The sequence below is a fragment of the Amycolatopsis albidoflavus genome, assembly GCF_039525725.1.
Classification (GTDB): Bacteria; Actinomycetota; Actinomycetes; order Mycobacteriales; family Pseudonocardiaceae; genus Amycolatopsis; species Amycolatopsis albidoflava.
The window spans coordinates 41,552-57,343 of sequence record NZ_BAAAHV010000008.1; the positions used below are offsets into that span (position 1 = coordinate 41,552).

General features: G+C 68.1%; 14 protein-coding genes and 3 tRNA genes. 9 read left to right on the plus strand and 8 right to left on the minus strand.

The window, feature by feature from the left end; translation table 11 throughout:
- Window positions 1-106 precede the first annotated feature (106 nt).
- Window positions 107-958 (plus strand): zinc metalloprotease HtpX, encoded by an 852-nt coding sequence (gene htpX, locus ABD156_RS10515; protein ID WP_344269906.1) that lies wholly within the window; start codon window positions 107-109, stop codon window positions 956-958.
- Between the two features lie 204 nt (window positions 959-1,162).
- On the opposite strand, the gene ABD156_RS10520 is transcribed toward htpX, so the two are convergent.
- Window positions 1,163-1,957 carry a MerR family transcriptional regulator gene (locus tag ABD156_RS10520; RefSeq protein ID WP_344269908.1) on the minus strand — a complete coding sequence of 265 codons (795 nt, stop codon included), beginning with the start codon at window positions 1,955-1,957 and terminating at the stop codon, window positions 1,163-1,165.
- A gap of 17 nt (window positions 1,958-1,974) precedes the next feature.
- Window positions 1,975-2,463, minus strand: a complete 489-nt coding sequence (locus tag ABD156_RS10525) for a VOC family protein (RefSeq protein ID WP_344269911.1) — start codon at window positions 2,461-2,463, stop codon at window positions 1,975-1,977.
- 242 nt (window positions 2,464-2,705) lie between these two features.
- Here ABD156_RS10525 and ABD156_RS10530 point away from each other — a divergent pair, with 242 nt between their 5' ends.
- Window positions 2,706-3,062, plus strand: a complete 357-nt coding sequence (locus ABD156_RS10530) for a hypothetical protein (RefSeq protein WP_344269913.1) — start codon at window positions 2,706-2,708, stop codon at window positions 3,060-3,062.
- A 73-nt stretch (window positions 3,063-3,135) separates the two neighbouring features.
- On the opposite strand, the gene ABD156_RS10535 is transcribed toward ABD156_RS10530, so the two are convergent.
- Window positions 3,136-3,217: transfer RNA gene (locus ABD156_RS10535), tRNA-Tyr, on the minus strand.
- Window positions 3,218-3,335: 118 nt separating this feature from the next.
- Here ABD156_RS10535 and ABD156_RS10540 point away from each other — a divergent pair.
- Entirely contained in the window at window positions 3,336-3,827 is a 492-nt protein-coding gene (locus ABD156_RS10540) for a YajQ family cyclic di-GMP-binding protein (protein ID WP_344269916.1), read from the plus strand.
- 43 nt (window positions 3,828-3,870) lie between these two features.
- On the opposite strand, the gene ABD156_RS10545 is transcribed toward ABD156_RS10540, so the two are convergent.
- Window positions 3,871-4,572: a hypothetical protein gene (locus tag ABD156_RS10545; RefSeq protein WP_344269918.1), complete on the minus strand. Its 702-nt coding sequence runs from the start codon at window positions 4,570-4,572 to the stop codon at window positions 3,871-3,873.
- Window positions 4,573-4,771: 199 nt separating this feature from the next.
- Here ABD156_RS10545 and ABD156_RS10550 point away from each other — a divergent pair, with 199 nt between their 5' ends.
- Window positions 4,772-5,920, plus strand: a complete 1,149-nt coding sequence (locus tag ABD156_RS10550; RefSeq protein ID WP_344269921.1) for an exo-alpha-sialidase — start codon at window positions 4,772-4,774, stop codon at window positions 5,918-5,920.
- Window positions 5,921-5,994: 74 nt separating this feature from the next.
- Complete coding sequence (gene rfbA / locus ABD156_RS10555) at window positions 5,995-6,876, plus strand: glucose-1-phosphate thymidylyltransferase RfbA (protein ID WP_344269924.1); 882 nt, start codon at window positions 5,995-5,997, stop codon at window positions 6,874-6,876.
- Between the two features lie 202 nt (window positions 6,877-7,078).
- Here rfbA and lon read toward each other — a convergent pair whose 3' ends face one another.
- The 4 genes from lon to ABD156_RS10575 all read right to left on the minus strand — a co-directional run bounded on the left by lon (window position 7,079) and on the right by ABD156_RS10575 (window position 12,215).
- Complete coding sequence (gene lon / locus ABD156_RS10560) at window positions 7,079-9,481, minus strand: endopeptidase La (RefSeq protein WP_344269927.1); 2,403 nt, start codon at window positions 9,479-9,481, stop codon at window positions 7,079-7,081.
- Between the two features lie 87 nt (window positions 9,482-9,568).
- Window positions 9,569-10,393, minus strand: coding sequence for an SAM-dependent methyltransferase (locus tag ABD156_RS10565; RefSeq protein ID WP_344269930.1), 825 nt, complete (start codon window positions 10,391-10,393; stop codon window positions 9,569-9,571).
- Window positions 10,390-11,238, minus strand: coding sequence for an SAM-dependent methyltransferase (locus ABD156_RS10570; RefSeq protein ID WP_344269933.1), 849 nt, complete (start codon window positions 11,236-11,238; stop codon window positions 10,390-10,392). Before ABD156_RS10570 ends, ABD156_RS10565 begins: the two co-directional genes overlap by 4 nt.
- 35 nt (window positions 11,239-11,273) lie before the next feature.
- Window positions 11,274-12,215, minus strand: coding sequence for a GNAT family N-acetyltransferase (locus tag ABD156_RS10575; RefSeq protein WP_344269936.1), 942 nt, complete (start codon window positions 12,213-12,215; stop codon window positions 11,274-11,276).
- A 249-nt stretch (window positions 12,216-12,464) separates the two neighbouring features.
- Between ABD156_RS10575 and ABD156_RS10580 the strand changes: the two genes are divergently transcribed.
- The 4 genes from ABD156_RS10580 to rpmG all read left to right on the plus strand — a co-directional run bounded on the left by ABD156_RS10580 (window position 12,465) and on the right by rpmG (window position 15,688).
- The gene (locus tag ABD156_RS10580) at window positions 12,465-15,086 is read left to right on the plus strand and encodes a putative bifunctional diguanylate cyclase/phosphodiesterase (RefSeq protein ID WP_344269939.1); all 2,622 of its coding nucleotides are present in this window, start codon (window positions 12,465-12,467) and stop codon (window positions 15,084-15,086) included.
- Window positions 15,087-15,165: 79 nt separating this feature from the next.
- Window positions 15,166-15,238 (plus strand) — tRNA-Thr (locus ABD156_RS10585).
- Window positions 15,239-15,401: 163 nt separating this feature from the next.
- Window positions 15,402-15,474: transfer RNA gene (locus tag ABD156_RS10590), tRNA-Met, on the plus strand.
- A gap of 49 nt (window positions 15,475-15,523) precedes the next feature.
- Entirely contained in the window at window positions 15,524-15,688 is a 165-nt protein-coding gene (rpmG, locus tag ABD156_RS10595; RefSeq protein ID WP_005152047.1) for a 50S ribosomal protein L33, read from the plus strand.
- Window positions 15,689-15,792: the final 104 nt, after the last annotated feature.

Genomic DNA, 15,792 nt, shown 5'->3' on the forward strand with positions numbered 1-15,792 from the left:
ACTCGGACCAGGATCAGGCGAAGGAACTTCGCGTCCCCCGATCGCGTTGTTTCCAGTGAGTAACCCACCTTGCGGCACCTGCCAGAGCGGACGGAGGCGAGCGCGCGTGCACAAGCACCACAACGGGCTGAAGACGGCGATGCTGCTCGGTCTGCTCTCCGCGATCATCGTCGGGATCAGCGGATTGTTCGGCCGAGGGGCCCTGGTGATCGGCCTGATCGTGGCGTTGGGGATGAACGCCTACGCGTACTTCAACTCCGAGAAGATGGCCCTGCGCGCGATGCACGCGCGGCCGGTGTCGGAGGTGGAGCAGCCTGCGATGTACCGGATCGTGCGGGAGCTGGCTACTTCCGCTCGGCAGCCGATGCCTTCGTTGTATGTGAGTCCTACTGCGGCGCCTAATGCGTTCGCTACTGGGCGTAATCCGCAGCATGCTGCGGTGTGTTGCACTACGGGGATTCTTGAGTTGCTCGATGAGCGCGAGTTGCGGGCGGTGCTCGGGCATGAGTTGTCGCATGTGTACAACCGGGACATTTTGATCTCTTGTGTGGCTGGGGCGCTGGCCAGTGTGGTCAGTGTGTTGGCCAATATCGCGTTCTTTTTCGGGGGGAATGATCGCGAGGGTAATCCGTTCATGTCGCTGCTGTTGGTGTTGATCGGGCCGATCGCGGCTGGGGTGGTGAAGATGGCGGTCAGCCGGTCTCGGGAGTATCAGGCGGATGCTTCTGGGGCTGAGTTGACTGGGGATCCGTTGGCTTTGGCGTCGGCGTTGCGGAAGTTGGAGCGGGGGACTCGGGCTGCTCCGCTCGCGCCTGAGCCGGCTGTGGTTTCGCAGTCGCATTTGATGATTGCTAATCCGTTCCGGCCTGGGGCCGGGTTGAGTCGGATGTTTTCTACTCATCCGCCTATTGAGGATCGGATCCGCCGTCTCGAGGAGATGGCTCGGCGGGGGCGGTGAGTGACGGCTCGTCGCCTGGCGGCGACATTGCGCACGGTGGTTGCGTGGGGCACCCCGAAGCTTGATTGTGCTGACGGTCTGGGGGTGCTTGTCAAGGCGGGAAAGATGCCTTGACAAGCACCCCCAGACCGCAGGAGAGCTTCGTATCGGGGTGCGGGGGAGGGGCTGGGTGCCTCGATCGTTGGGTGCACCGGTGCGGTTTGGTTACTCCCAGACTGCTGTTTCTGGGTTTACTCCGTGGGTGATTGCGTTGGCGAAGATCACGTCTCGTAGCCAGGTTGCTAGGCCTGGGGCCAGCGCGTCGTAGTACTCCGTGTAGCCGGGTTCTTCTACGAACTTTCTGGCTAGGCAGACCTGCATTGAGTGGGTGCAGTCGAAGTAGCGCGACAGCGTCGCTCGATGGCGCTCCGCGAGGGCGTTCGCCTCCGCTGATCCGGGCTCGACACCGGCTCGTCGCGCCTTGGTCAGGTCTGCGTGGAGGGTCTCGTGCTCGGCTGCGGCTTCCTGCCAGTCTTGCGGAGTCAGGTCGGTGGTTCGCTCGCGGTACTCCGCCCACTGCTTCGTGTCGCCCCAGCGTTCTGCGGCCTCGTCGACCCACTCCGGGTTCCAGTCCGAGCCGAAGATCTCGACCTGTTCCTCGGCGGTCAGTTGCATCCCGCCTCGAGTGGCCGCTGCCATGCGGTCTACTGCGGAGACCATGTGTTCCAGTTGTTCGATTCGCTCCCGCAGTTCGCGGCGCTGGCGCGTGAGGTGGGCATGCGCGTCGGCGGTCGGGTCGTCTAGGAGGCGGCCGATTTCCGACAGGGGGAAGCCGAGTTCGCGGTAGACGAGCACGCGGTGCAGGCGCGCGATGTCGTCGGCGGAGTACACGCGGTAGCCGGACCTGGTGCGCTCGCTTGGGCGCACCAGGCCGACCGCGTCCCAGTGGTGCAGGGTTTTCACACTCACGCCGACGAGCGTCGCCGTGCGTCCGACAGTGAGGCCGTCTTGGTCGGTCACGGCCTCAGTGTCGCAGCTCACCGCCGTGGGACGTCGATCCCCACGGCGCGCATCCGCTCCGCGACGGGGCCGTCCGGGTCGATCGGCTCCGCCGCGGTCATCACGACCGTTGTGCCTTCCGGCGTGACGACCGTCAACTCCCGCGAGTTCCACGGCATCAGCTCCGGTCCAGTAGTGCAGCCCGGCGTGATTTCCTCGCACCGCTTGGCGATTTCGTCGAGTTCGCTGAGCACGCAGGAGAAACTGATGCTGGCCTCGCTCGGAGCCGCGGGCGTCCCCGGCTTGAGCAGCACGTCCTGGAACGCCCAGCGGCGCAGGTGCACGACCTGGCCGGGGAGGGTGAAAAGGTTGTCGAAGCCGAGTCCGCGAAGCCAGAAGTCCGTGGAAGCTTCGAGGTCGGCGGTGGGCACGTTGGGAAACATCGGCATCCCGTAGAAGCCGAGGTAGTTGCCCGGAGACACCGCGTCGTAGGCGGGCATCGGAACCGGGCCGCGAAATTCGTTCATGTCGATGAGCGTGCAGCCTCCTGCCGCAGGAGGGTCAAGCCCGCCGTAGCGGTCGCGCGGGTTTCTCCGACATAGGTGCAGAGCCTTCGACGACTGCCAGAGCATTTCGGCTTCGACGTCGCCAGGCAAGGAGGGTCACCATGACTCGATCGATCAGGCTGAGGACAGCCATTCTCGCCGGAACGTCGGTGTCCGCCCTGCTAGCAGGATGCGGCGGCGGTCAGCAAGACGACGGAGCTTCAGTGGATTTCGTCCAGTACCAGACGGACGCGGGCTCCGGCTCGCCGCCGGGAGTCTCGTTCAGTCTGCTGTGGACCTTCGACCCGGAAACCATGCAACTCTCACCCAGCGACTGCACGGCGGCCCAGGGTGACGAGACCCGCCTGGAAACCGATACGGCCACCTGGCCCGATGTCCTGAAGCAACCCATGGACAACGCCGAGAAGAACTTCCGCGCGGCGATCGCCGCCTGCTCGTCCGGCGACTTCACCGCGATGACGAGCGACATCAACCAGGGCAAGGACAGCCTGGCAGCCACCCGTGACGCGTTCGGCGCGCACTGCAAACCGACGAGCGACGCGACCAAGTTCGCCTGCTAGAGCTGAGCGTGGCCGGGTCAGTTGGGTAACAAAAAGCACCCCGTGACCTGGTCGGTCCCGGGGTGCTCTGGGGTGGCAGGTGAGGGATTCGAACCCCCGAAGGCTGAGCCGTCTGATTTACAGTCAGATCCCTTTGGCCGCTTGGGTAACCTGCCATGGCCGGGCGAACCGGCCGGGAAGAAGGATACCCAACGGCCCGGACGGCCGGTCAACCGGGATGCCCCGGCGCTACGCTGGGGGTCCCTGACGAGCTGAGACAAGGTGTGAGGACACGTGGCGGATCCCTCTTTCGACGTGGTGAGCAAGGTCGACCGCCAGGAGGTGGACAACGCGCTGAACCAGGCCAGCAAGGAACTGGGCACGCGGTTCGACTTCCGCGGCACCGGAACCGGCATCAGCTGGTCCGGCGAGGAAGCCATCGCGATCGAGTCGGAGACCGAAGAGCGCGCCCTCGCGGCGGTGGAGGTCTTCAAGGAGAAGCTGATCAAGCGGAACATCTCGCTGAAGGCCTTCGAGGCAGGCGAGCCCGCGATCTCCGGCAAAATTTACAAGGTCAGCGGCAAGATCCTGCAGGGCATCGCGTCGGACAAGGCGAAGCAGATCGCGAAGTTCATCCGCGACGAGGGCCCGAAGGGCGTGCAGGCCCAGATCCAGGGCGACCAGCTGCGGGTGTCGGGCAAGAAGAAGGACCAGCTGCAGGACGTGATCTCCCTGCTGAAGGGCAAGGACTTCGAGATCGCTCTGCAGTTCACCAACTACCGGTGACTCTCGGGCCTGCTGGCGTCCGGATCAGGATTCCAGCAGGCCCTCAAAAGGCGGTAAAGGTCCAATCCGCCTCGAACGTCTCCACCGCTACATACGTGGGTCCGGTGAGCGGGAACTCCCCGGTGGTTTCGCCGATGTGGTTCACCACCAGATGCCGATACCCGTCGGCCAGGACCCAGACTCCGTTCGAGCCCTTCGAGCCGGTGAAGAACTTCCCCCAGGTCGTGTTCGGGGGTACCGCCAGGACCGCGTCCCCGTGGCCGTTGTACGGCTTGCCGGGCTCGACGACCGGCACTCCGCGGTAGTCGGTGATCGTCGCGGTCCACGAGCCCTTTGCCTCGACCGTCAGCGTGTGCACCGGTTTGCCGCCGGGGGAGACGTTGAACCAAGCCGTCCCGTGGTAGGCGTCGCCGTCGTTGACTAGCAGGCTTTCCGTGCCGTCCGTCGTCACGGCGATGTGCCCGGTGCACTTCGGACAGTCGAAGGTCAGGAACCCCGAGACCCCGGACGGCCAGGTCAGCGGGACTGTCGCGTTGTTCTTGCCCTGGTGGGTTTCCGTCGGGTTCTCGGCGAGGCGGGGCTTTTCCGGTTTCGGCGGCGGAGGCAGGGCCGGCGCGGGGGTGCGGTCGGGCTCGTCCGGCAGCTGGCGCACGATCGCCCCGACGCCGGACGGCTGCAGCGAGCACGACGCGGTGATCGCCACCGCCGCGCAGACCGCGGCGAGACGACCGACAGTGCGGCGCATGGTTCCCCCTAGCGTGCCCCGGCGGGGCCTCCGGATGATCTTTCGTCACGCTCCGCCCGGTCGTTACGCAGCGGGTGCCCCTGAACAGCCCAGCGATGTCCTCGAAGGGGTGGACTCACGCGGGTGACCAGGCGAAATCGATGGTGTCGAGGCGACCACGTGGTGTAATCGCGCGTCTGGTCGTGAGAGGAGTTTCTGGATGCGCCGCTGGACTCCCGTGCTTGCCTTCCTCACCTCGCTGGCGGTCCTCGTGACCGTGATCGCGCCGGTCGCGGAGGCAGCGGGCAAGAAGTTGCTCGTACCCGGTTTCGGCTCGTACCCGCGGCTGGTGCGGCTGGAATACTCGCCGTTCGGGCGCGGGAACATCATCGCGGCGCTGACCAGCGAGGACGGCAACGGCCGGTTCGCGCCGATCCTCGAGAGCACCGACGAGGGCGAAACCTTCCACCGGATCAGCGAGATCCGCGACCCCGACGCCAAGTTCGGCCAATGCTGCGGAACCCTCTACGAACTCCCGCAGCGGGTCGGCCGGCTGCGCGCGGGCACGCTGCTCTGGGCGGCGACCTACCGGCAGGACTCGGGCCCGCAGCGCCGGATGGGGATCAAGGTGTGGGCCAGCCGCGACGGCGGCCGCAACTGGCGGTACCTCTCCGAAGCCGCGCTCTCGCACAACCACGACGGCATCTGGGAGCCCGAGTTCACCGTGGACGCCGGCGGCACGCTCTGGCTCCACTACGCCGACGAGACGCAGGCGCCGAAGTACGGCCAGGTGCTCAACCGCGTCGCCTCGACCGACGGGATCAACTGGGGCACCAAGCAGCTCACGATGGCCATCGGACCGTCCCGGGTGCGGCCGGGCATGCCGAACATCCGCAGGCTGCCCGACGGCCGGTACTGGTTCGGCTACGAGATCTGCAACTACCGCGACCGCTACTGCGACCCGTATTACAAAATCTCCGCCGACGGCGCGAACTGGGGCGACCCGTCCGACCCCGGCACCCGCGTGAACACCGCGAACGGCAACTACTTCCAGCACGCCCAGACCACCACCCTGTTCCCCGGCGGCCCGAACGGCGTGCGGCTGGTGATGGTCGGCCAGATCTACACGCGGGCCGACGGCACCCCGGTGTCCGGCAACGGCCAGACGCTGCTGGCCAACGACAACTTCGGCACCGGGAACTGGTACGAACTCCCCGCCCCGGTGCACATCACCGGCATCTACAACAACTACTGCCCCAACTATTCGTCCACCGTGCTGCCGGTCGACGGCGGGAAGAACGTGGTGGAGATCGCCACCGAGTACGCGAACGGCTGCCAGGCGTATTTCGGCAAGGGTCCCGCGTTCTGAGTTGAGCGGAGTCCCAGACGGCCTCGAAGCTCACTCGGTACGGTGAACACCACCACCGCACGTGAGGAGGGGCTGTGAAGGGCATCGTGCTCGCCGGGGGCAGCGGAACCCGTCTGCACCCGATTACGCAGGCCGTGTCGAAGCAGCTGCTGCCGGTCTACGACAAACCGATGATCTACTACCCGATCTCGGTGCTGATGCTGGCCGGGATCCGGGAGATCCTGATCATCTCGACGCCGGCCGACCTGCCGAACTTCCGCCGCCTCCTCGGCGACGGCAGCCAGTTCGGCCTGTCCTTCTCGTTCGCGGAACAGCCGAGCCCGAACGGTCTCGCCGAAGCGTTCGTGATCGGCGCGGACTTCGTCGGCGACGATTCGGTCGCGCTGGTGCTCGGCGACAACATCTTCTACGGCCAAGGTTTCTCCACCACCCTGCGCACCGCCGCGACCGACCTCGACGGCTGCGTCCTGTTCGGCTACCAGGTGAAGGACCCCGAGCGCTACGGCGTCGGCGAGATCGACGAGAACGGCACCCTGCTGTCCATCGAGGAGAAGCCGGAGAAGCCGCGGTCGAACAACGCGATCACCGGGCTGTACTTCTACGACAACGAGGTCGTCGACATCTCCCGCAACCTGAAGCCCTCGGCGCGCGGCGAGCTGGAAATCACCGACGTCAACCTCTCCTACCTGCGCCGCGACCGCGCCAAGCTGATCGAACTGAGCCGCGGTTTCGCGTGGCTCGACACCGGCACGCACGATTCGCTGCTGGAGGCCGGGCAGTTCGTGCAGGTGCTGGAACACCGGACCGGCGTGCGGATCGCGTGTCTGGAAGAGGTCGCGCTGAAGATGGGCTTCATCAGCGCGGACGAATGTCATGCGCTGGGGACGAAGCTGGCCAAGTCGGGGTATGGCGAGTACGTGATGAACGTGGCTTTGCTGGCGGGGGCGCAGAACTGATTTCCTCTGGGGGCCTGAGCTAGCGACGGGGCGCTGGGGCCGTTGCCGGCGAAGAATCGGTACGCGGTCTTGAAACGCGGCGGCCATTGTGTCCAAATAGGACAGAGGAAGTTCGGGACGGCTCGACTTCTCCTGAGTTCCCGTACAGCACAAGGGGTCCTCACCGAAATGTCCGGTGAGGACCCCTGCTTGCTACTGGCGATCAAGCCGCCTGCCGAACCTCCGAAGAAGCAGGCGTAAGTGCCAACTCCAGCACCTCCCGCACGTTGGCCACCGCGTGCACCTCCAACTGGGACAGCACCTCAGCAGGCACGTCGTCCAGATCAGGCTCGTTCCGCTGCGGGATGATCACTGTCTTCATCCCCGCCCGGTGCGCGGCCAGCAGCTTCTGCTTCACCCCGCCGATCGGCAGCACCCGCCCGGTCAGCGAAACCTCTCCGGTCATCGCCACATCGGCCCGGACGACCCGCCCGGACAGCAGCGAAGCCAGCGCGGTCGTCATCGTGACACCGGCCGACGGACCGTCCTTCGGCACCGCGCCCGCTGGGACGTGGACGTGGATTCCCCGCTCTCGCAGGTCTCCCACCGGCAACTCCAGCTCCGCCCCGTGCGACCGCAGGTACGACAGCGCGATCTGCACCGATTCCTTCATCACGTCACCCAGCTGCCCGGTCAGCTGCAGGCCCGAAGCCCCGCTCTCCGGATCGGCCAGCGACGCCTCGATGTACAGCACGTCCCCGCCAGCGCCGGTAACGGCCAAACCCGTTGCCACGCCTGGCAAAGACGTCCGCTGGGTCGCCGTCGGCAGCGAGGATTCCGGTACGTGCCGCGGGCGGCCGAGGTAGGTTTCCAGGTCCTCGGCGGACACCGAAAGCGGCAGCGAGACCGAATCCAAAGCCACCTTCGTCGCGATCTTCCGCAGCACCTTCGCGATCGTCCGGTTCGCGTCGCGCACCCCGGCCTCGCGGGTGTACTCGGCGGCGATCCGGCTGAACGCGTCGTCGGTCAGCACCACGTCGCCGGGTGCCAGGCCGGCTCGCTCAAGTTCGCGCGGCAGCAGGTGATCCCGCGCGATGGTGACCTTTTCGTGCTCGGTGTAACCGTCCAGCGTCACCAGTTCCATCCGGTCCAGCAGCGGGCCGGGGATGGTCTCCAGCGCGTTGGCCGTCGCCAGGAAGACCACATCGGACAGATCCAGCTCGACCTCGAGGTAGTGGTCGCGGAACGTGTGGTTCTGTTCCGGGTCCAGCACTTCGAGCAGCGCGGCCGTCGGGTCGCCGCGGTAGTCCGCCCCGACCTTGTCGATCTCGTCGAGCAGCACGACCGGGTTCATCGAGCCGGCTTCCTTGATGGCCCGCACGATCCGGCCCGGCAGCGCGCCGACGTACGTACGCCGGTGGCCGCGGATTTCCGCCTCGTCCCGGATGCCGCCCAGCGCGACGCGGACGAACTTGCGTCCCATCGCCTTCGCCACCGATTCGCCCAGCGACGTCTTGCCGACCCCGGGAGGACCGGCGAGCGCGAGCACCGCGCCGGAACGCCGTCCGCCGACCGGGCCGAGGCCCGATTCCGCGCGGCGCTTGCGCACGGCCAAGTACTCGATGATCCGTTCCTTCACGTCGTCCAGACCCGCGTGGTCCGCGTCGAGCACGGCCCGCGCGGCGGCGATGTCGTAGACGTCCTCGGTGCGCTCATTCCACGGCAGCTCCAGCACCGTGTCGAGCCAGGTGCGGATCCAGCCGCCTTCGGGCGACTGCTCGGACGTCCGCTCCAGCTTGTCGACCTCGGCCAGCGCGGCCTTGCGCACCTCGTCCGGCAGGTCGGCGGATTCCACGCGGGCGCGGTAGTCGTCGTCGGCCGCGGTGCCGTCGAGTTCGCCCAGTTCCTTGCGGATCGCCTCGAGCTGGCGGCGCAGCAGGAATTCCTTCTGCTGCTTCTCCATCCCGTCGGCGACGTCCTTGCGGATGGTCTCGGTGACCTCCAGCTCGGCCAGGTACTCCCGGCTCCACTCGAGGGCCTTCTCCAGCCGGACGCTGACGTCGAGCGCGCTCAGCAGCTCCAGCTTCTGATCGGTGGACAGGTACGGCGCGTTGCCGGCCAGATCGGCGATCGCGGAGGGCTCCTCGACCTGCTGGACGGCGTCGATCATCTGCCAGCCGCCGCGTTGCTGCAGCACGGAGATGACTACGGCCTTGTACTCCGCGGCGAGCTGCGCGGTGCGGTCGTCGGAAGTTTCGTCAGCCGCGTCGGCGTGCACCCAGCGGGCCGCGCCGGGGCCGTCGGCGATGCGGCCGACGGAGGCGCGTGCGGTGCCGCGGAGCAGCACGGCGGTCTTGCCGCCGGGAACGCGGCCGATCCGTTCGACGGTCGCGACGGTGCCCAGCTCGGCGTACTCGCCGTGCACGCGCGGGACGATCAGGACTTCGGCCTTGCTCGCTCCGCCCGAGCGGATCCCGGGGAACGACGCGGTCGCGGGGGTCTTGGCCTGTGCGGACTCCACTGCGGCCCGGGTCTCTGCGTCGCCGAGGTCGAGCGGGACCACCATGCCCGGCAGCACGACGTCGTCATCGAGCGGGAGGACGGGCAGGAGGCGGGGGTCGGACATGTGCACTCCTCGAATAAGTTGAGTCTAAGGTGCTCAACTCTCCGAAGGGCGGGTTTGTTTCCCAGGGAGTGTTCGCTGGGAGAGAAGTCAGGGCTTCACCGCGACGGCGCCCCAGGCGAACGGCCGGACCTCCGCGGCGAACTCCGACACCGGCTCGTCCGGCCGCCAGTCCGGCAGCGCGCTCATCCCCGGCTCCAGCAGCGGCCAGCCGCCGAAGAACGGCCGGATCTCGTCATCGGAACGCAGGTACGCCGGGTTCGACGTGTCCTTGTACGCGTCGACGAACGCGCGGACCTCGGCGGCTCGCTCCGGCGGCGCGTCGTCCCGGCAGGTGCCATGCGTGATGGCCAGCCAGGAGCCGGGCGCGAGCTGCTCGCGGTAGGCGGCGACCAGCTCTTCCGGCCGGTCGCCGGGGCCGAGGAAATGCAGCACGGTGATCATCAGCAGGCACACCGGCTGCGACCAGTCGATCAGCTCCTGGGTGATCTCGTCGGCGAAGATCGCCTCCGGATCGCGGATGTCGCGCTCCACGATCCCGGCCCACTCGGTCGCGTCCTCGTCTTCGAGGATCACTCGCGAATGCGCCGCGGCCACCGGTTCGTAGTCGACGTACACCACCCTCGCGGGAAGCTGATCGCGCACGATCTCGTGCACGTTGCCCGCCGTCGGCACGCCCGACCCGAGGTCGACGAACTGCCGGATCCCCGCGTCGAGCGCGGCCCGCACGACCCGGTTCATGAACGCCCGGTTCTCCCGCGACATCGGCCGGATCAGCGGCCACACCTTCTCGACGCGGCGGCCGAATTCCCGGTCCACCGCCCAGTTCTGGGTGCCGCCGAGGTACCAGTCGTAGATCCGGGCGGCGGACGGCTTGTCGACGTCCACGCCCCGCGGGGCGTCCGGCGCGGTCACGGCTTCTGCGCCACGGCGCACCAGGCGAACGGGCGCGCCTCCGCCTCGACGGCGTTCAGCTCGCGCTCCGGGCGCCAGTCCGGCAGATGCGTGATTCCCGGCTCCAGCAGCGGCCAGCCGCCGAAGAACGGCTCGATCTCGTCGCGGTCGCGCAGCCACATCGGATTGCTCGTCTTGCGGTACTGCTCGACGAACCAGCGCAGCCCCTCCAGCGCCGGACCGCTGCCGTCGCCCTCGCTCATCTGCGAGATCGCCAGCCAGCTGCCGGACACGAGCTTGTCCCGGTAGGCGCGCACGACGGCGTCCGGATCGTCGTCCGGGCCGACGAAGTGCAGCACCGCCATCAGCATCACGCACACCGGCTTGTCGAAGTCGATCAGCTCGCGGGTGCGCGGGTCGCTCAGCACGGCCCGGGGATCGCGCATGTCGGCCTGCACGATGCCGGCCCAGTCGGTGGCCGCCTCGTCTTCGAGGATCAGCGTCGCGTGCGCCACGGCCACCGGTTCGTAGTCGACGTAGACCACGGTCGCCTCGTCGTCGTCGCCCAGCGCGGCCTCGACCACCTCGTGCACGTTGCCCGCGGTCGGCACGCCGGAGCCGAGGTCGAGGAACTGGCGGATTCCGGCGTCCAAAGCGGCCCGCACCACGCGGTTCATGAACTCGCGGTTCTGCTTCGCGCCCGGCCGGGCGAGCGACCACATCTTCTCGACCTTGCGGCCGAATTCCCGGTCCACCGCCCAGTTCTGCTTGCCGCCCAGGTACCAGTCGTAGACCCGCGCGGCCGAGGGTTTCTCGACATCGACGCCTTCCGGCGCTTTCGGCGCGGCGTCGGGCTTCTCGGTCACTGGGACTCCCCTCGGACGGTCTGGCAACCGCCAGACTAGCGAGAACGCACCGCGGGCCTGCGCTGCCAGCCAGTCCACAACGGCCGGTAACCCTGCGCGTACCAGAACGGCGTCGACCGCGGATTCGCCACGGCGTGGTGCAGCAGCACGACATCCGCGCCCGCCTCGTCGAAGACCTGGTGCGCGTGCGCGGCCAGCGCGGTGCCGACACCGGACGACCGAGCCGTCTCGGAAACCGCCAGCGACGACAGGTAACCCACCCGGGAAGCGGCGACCCGGTGCCGGATCCAGCCGGTCTCGTCGGGCATCTGCAGCACGACCATGCCGAGCGGCTGGCCGTACAGCTCCGCGATCCACACCTGCGGCTCGGGCCGTTCGAGGTGGTGCAGCAGTTCCTTGGTGATCAGCTCCTCGACGCCGGGACGGAGCGTGATCCGGCCGAACTGCGCGTCGTACCGCTGCAATTCCAGCTGCAGCGCGACCGCGGTGGACAGGTCGTCCGGCGTCGCGTGCCGGATGCAGACGCCGGGCGTCGCGTCGGGCCCGGCGGCCATCCGCTGTGCCGGGCGGACCGCGAGGACGCCGACCGGGGCGAAGCCGTGCCGGAGGAGTTCGGTGGCTCCGGCGGTGTCGCGGCTGGGCCGGGAGAGCACCGCGGCGCACTCGGTATCCCCCACTCGGGCGAGGGACCCCAGGTGTTCATCCCATCGAGTGAGCAAAGCGTCGAGGCCGGCGGCCGGATCGGGACCGGCGAGCTGGACCTCCAGCCGGTGCTCGACGAGCGCCCGCCACATCGACCGGGGGCTGTCCGGGCCGAGTCCGGTACAGGTCGTCAGGCCGGCCGCGGTGGTGTCGCCGACCTCGGCGGAAAGCAGGGCGGAATCCCCTCCGACCTCGAAGGGGAGCGGCGCGGGAAGCAGCGCGTCCACCGTGGCGATGCGCGCCGCATGGCCGGTGGCTGTCACGTCGTTGTGCATGCCGCCATTGTCCGCCGGTCCGGGCGGAAAAGACCCCCAGAACACTCCCCGGCCCGGGGGTTCCGGGGCAAACCGGGAGTTTCACTCCTTGGTCCACGCAGGTCAGAGAAGAACGCCCATTGTTAACCCTGGGGTGATCTCCTACTGTCTCGAAAGGGACGCCGGTACGCCCTACGGGGTAAGGTGGCGCCCTCGCCCACACCTGACGTCACGGACGAGCGCGACCGGGCAGCCGGGAAGGAAGGTCGGATGCCGGACAGCAACGCCCATCCCGGTACCGCGCCGGAGGCGATGGGCTCGGGAGGTGCTGGCTCCGCACCGGCCGAAGGCCGCACGGACGAAAGCCGCTTCCGCGTTTACACCTTCTTCGTGCTGGGCCTCGGCCTGCTCGCGGCCTTCGCCGTCGGCGCCTGGCTGCCGTTCCACGGCTCGGCCAAGCTCTGGTGGATCGGCCCGGTGCTCGCGGTCGCGTTCCTGCTCGCCGAACAGCTCGGCATCAACGTCGACGTCCGCAGCGGCATTTCGTGGACCATCTCATTCACCGAGATTCCGCTGGTAATCGGTTTCTTCGTCGCCCCGTTCGAAGTGGTGCTCGCCGCGCATCTCGTGGCGGGCATCGGCACGCTGCTGGCCCGCAAGGTCGCCGGCCGGGTCCTCTACAACGCGGGCGCGTTCCTGCTCGAAATCACCGGCGCGTTCGCCGTCGCCGGGCTCGTGCACCTGGCCATGGGCGGCGGGCCGACCATGCCGTGGGTCGCCGCGCTCGCCGGCACGCTCACCGCGCCGCTGGTCAGCACGCTGCTGGCACTGGCCGCCGTGCGCGTGCTGCGCCGCCGGATGCGCGTGAGCACCGCGATCCGGCTGACCGGCCGCATCCTCGTGGTCGGTTTCGTCAACGCCTCGGTCGGCCTCACCGGCTACCTCGTCATCGCGAGCACGCCGCAGGCCTGGCCGCTGGTGCTGGCGGTCTTCCTCGGCCTGACCGCGCTGTACTGGGCGTATTCCGATCTGCTTCGCGAACAGCGGGACATGGAAGCGCTGTCCGACGTCAGCCTGATGGTCGCGCGGTCGGGCCAGCAGGCGGCGGCACGTCCGGCGAGCCGCGCCGAGGAACTGGTGGGCGGAGTCGACGTGCGCGAATGGGCCACGATCGCCGAGCGGATCAAGGACCAGCTCGCCGCCGGACGCGTCGTGCTCCGGCTGCGGCTCGAGGCCGACGATCCGATGCGCGTCGTGGTCGCGGGCAACGAACTTCCGGCCTCCGACCCGGCCAACGACGACCCGCTGCTGCGCCTGCCCGGCGCGCACGTCCGGCACTTCCGGATCACCGAAGCCAACCCGGACGTCCGCGCGGCGCTGCTGGAACGCAGTGCGCAGGAAGCGCTCGTGGTGCCGCTGCGCAGTGCGAACCGGCTGCTCGGCGTCGTCGAAGCGCACGACCGGCTCTCCCGCTGGCGCGGCTTCGGCAAGTACGACGTCCAGTTGCTCGGCACGATGGCCAGCCACCTCGCGACGTCGCTCGACAACCGCCGGCTGCTCGCCACGCTCCGCCACGACGCCTACCACGACCCGCTCACCGGGCACCTGAATCGGCCGGGTTTCCAGCAGGTCTCGCGGGATCCGCTGCGCGAATCGGCGGAGGTCGTGGTGCTGCGGATCGACCTCGACGTCTTCTCCACGGTCAGCGACGCGCTCGGCTACTCGTGGGCGGACCGGATGGTCGTCGCCGCGGGCACCCGCATCCGCGGCGCACTCGGCTCGGACGTCCCGCTCGCCCGGCTCGAAGGCGCGTCCTTCGCCGCGCTGCTCGTGGACTGCACGGTCGACGACGCGCATCAGGCGGCCGAACGCCTGCGGGTGCAGCTGTCCGAGCCGTATCCGGTAGACCGGCTTTCCGTCGAAGCCAACGCGATGATCGGCTACGCCAGCTCCGTGGACGACGCTGGCGAAGTCGACGTCGACGGCCTGCTGCAGCGCGCCGACGTCGCGGTCCGCGCCACCCGCGGCGGCGAGGAAGTGCGCGGCTATGTGCCGAGCATGGGACAGATCTTCCTGCGCCGCTTCCAGATGGTCACGCAGTTCCGGCAATCGCTGGAAGACGGCCACGTCTCCGTGCACTACCAGCCGAAGGTGACGCTGCCGAACCGTCAGGTGCAGGGCGTCGAGGCACTCGTGCGCTGGGTGCACCCGGAGTTCGGCCGGCTCGGCCCGGACGAGTTCGTGCCCGCGATCGAAGCGGCCGGCCTGATCGGCGTGCTGACGTCGTTCGTGCTGGAGGAATCGCTGAAGCGCGTGCGCAAGTGGCTCGACGAGGGCCTGCGCATCTCCGCGGCGGTGAACCTCTCGGTGCGGAATCTGTCCGACGACGACTTCCCGGCGAAGGTCCAGCGCGAACTGGAGCGCTTCGACGTGCCGCCGGAACTGCTGACGTTCGAGCTGACCGAGTCCGGCGTGATGTCCGATCCGCAGAAGGCGCTGCCGATCCTGCGCGAGCTGCATTCGCTGGGCATCGTGCTGGCGGTGGACGACTTCGGCACCGGCTATTCGTCGCTCGCGTACCTGCGCCAGCTGCCGGTGGACCAGGTCAAGATCGACAAGAGCTTCGTGCTCGGCATGGGCACGGATCTCGGCGATCTCGCGGTGGTGCGGTCGATCGTCGAGCTCGGTCACTCGCTGGGCCTGACGGTGGTGGCGGAAGGCGTCGAGGAAGACGTGGCGCGCGATCAGCTCGAGGCGATGGGATGTGACGTCGCACAGGGTTATCTGATCTCGCGGCCGCTGCCGGAGGACCGCCTGGAGGCGTGGCTGCAGGCCCGCACGGCGCGCTCGCCGGGGCGGCATTCGGAGACCGTGCTGACCCTGCTGACCTGAGCTTTTGCGGTTAACCGACCCCGGTTGCACGGCCGGGTGAAGCCCCTTGCTAATCTTTCCAAGTCCTCGCGAGAGGCAGGCCCCTTTAGCTCAGTCGGCAGAGCGTCTCCATGGTAAGGAGAAGGTCTACGGTTCGATTCCGTAAAGGGGCTCGCGAGTAGGCGAGCTATGTCTGCGGAAAACGCAGACGTGGCTCGCTTCGCGGCGTCCATCTGGGGGTCGAACCCCCAGACCCCCGCCAGGGGGCAAGCCCCCTGGACCCCCAGGCCGGGTCACCTTGACCTGGTGGGTTGAGGCGGGGTGGGTGTCACGTAGGGCGGTGTAGCTCAGTTGGCAGAGCAAGCGGCTCATAATCGCTGTGTCGCCGGTTCAAGTCCGGCCACCGCTACGCGGTAACGACGGGGCTGGCCCCCGGATCTGAGAGAGAAGGAAACGCTGTGGCTGCCACCGACGTGCGACCCAAGATCACGCTGGCGTGCGAGGAGTGCAAGCACCGCAACTACATCACCAAGAAGAACCGGCGCAACAACCCGGATCGCCTGGAGATGAAGAAGTTCTGCCCGAACTGCGGTACGCACCGGACTCACAAAGAGACCCGCTGACGCAGGCGGTCTTTTACCAGCTTCGAAAAGCCGTCCCGGCCACGCGCCGGGGCGGCTTTTCGCTGTCCGCCTACTGGCCAGTTCTGGCACCCGCGCGGGACGGC

Coding starts and splice junctions, on each gene's coding strand:
- ABD156_RS10525 (WP_344269911.1), bottom strand. CDS start 2,463: ATGAACGAATTTCGCGGCCCGGTTCCGATGCCCGCCTACGACGCGGTG.
- ABD156_RS10545 (WP_344269918.1), bottom strand. CDS start 4,572: ATGCGCCGCACTGTCGGTCGTCTCGCCGCGGTCTGCGCGGCGGTGGCG.
- ABD156_RS10550 (WP_344269921.1), top strand. CDS start 4,772: ATGCGCCGCTGGACTCCCGTGCTTGCCTTCCTCACCTCGCTGGCGGTC.
- lon (WP_344269927.1), bottom strand. CDS start 9,481: ATGTCCGACCCCCGCCTCCTGCCCGTCCTCCCGCTCGATGACGACGTC.
- ABD156_RS10575 (WP_344269936.1), bottom strand. CDS start 12,215: ATGCACAACGACGTGACAGCCACCGGCCATGCGGCGCGCATCGCCACG.
- ABD156_RS10580 (WP_344269939.1), top strand. CDS start 12,465: ATGCCGGACAGCAACGCCCATCCCGGTACCGCGCCGGAGGCGATGGGC.